Origin of the sequence: Bacillus stratosphericus, from assembly GCF_020524495.1 — a bacterium.
Classification (GTDB): domain Bacteria; phylum Bacillota; class Bacilli; order Bacillales; family Bacillaceae; genus Bacillus; species Bacillus stratosphericus_B.
On the sequence record NZ_JAIVLB010000089.1, the window covers coordinates 1 to 1074 of the forward strand.

Sequence of the window (1074 nt, forward strand, 5' to 3'; positions counted from 1 at the left end):
CCACTGATTTGATGCTCTGCACGTTTTATCACCCCCGCACCTTCATTCAGGTATCCTTCAAACTTGGTTCCAAACAATGTCGTTGGCTGCAAGTATTTATTCATCTGATCGTTTTTAAGCCACTGGTGGGTCTTTGTTAGTATTACGGTTTTAAAGTCTTCAAATCTGAATCCGTCATTCCAGCGTGCTTTAATTAATCTTTGTGTAGCAGCAGATGTATGTCTGAATGACTTTCCTGTTACTTTGTTCAAGAGATCAATTATAAGTTTGAAAGGAATTTCAGATTTTTGAGTTTTTGGATCATCCGCAGTCGGGTTGCCCGACAATATATCTTTTAATTCTTTTTCTTTATCTAATTCTTTATCTATATCTGTTGCGTTACTTCCCATTACTGTAATGTTACCTGTAACGTTACGTTGTTTTGGTGGTTGCAAAGTTTTCTGTTTTTCTCTATGTTTGGATACCCTTTTTCTGTTTTGCTCCCTAATCTTTTCAAGAGCATCTAAATTCTGATGTTTCTCCCAATTACATATACTGATATAATTCTGTTCGTTAATTTCAACCATCCCGAACTTCTTAAATGTGTCTAACGCCATACGAACAATTCCTAACGGTCTTCCAAAGATATGTGCTAACATTTCTTCTGTGTACGGTACGTTTTCACTTAGATAAATAAATCCCGAAGCGTTAGTTTTTCCTGCTTGAGCAAGTAATTTAATCCATATAATTAACAGAGTGTCAGATTCAGGCATTTGTTCAATGAGTTTGATTTTTTCATCATCGAACATCTGGGTGCTTAGTTTCACCCATTTGACTTCCCCCATCTTTAAAAGCCTCCTAATATTTTTCATGAATAGTTTTTCTCATTAAAGCTTGTCCTTTTTAAAAAAAGGTGAAACAAAAGTTTCTTTTTTTGTTCTTTCTTTTTTTACTGGCGTGTAGTAAGGTGCTACAGCCTCGTCTGTCTTCTGTTCAAAAGAAAACTTCTCCGACAAACAGATTGCTTTTTTTCTCTTTTTTACTTTGAACTTTTGGTTCACTTTTTTTTATTCATGATCTAACCTCCACCGTATT

At 35.1% G+C, this 1074-nt stretch carries 1 protein-coding gene; it reads right to left on the reverse strand.

Annotated elements, in window-relative coordinates; all coding sequences use genetic code 11:
* A partial coding sequence (locus tag LC033_RS16530) for a putative phage replisome organizer (protein WP_226570328.1) occupies positions 1–824 on the reverse strand: 824 nt, incomplete at its 3' end.
* Positions 825–1074 lie beyond the last annotated feature (250 nt).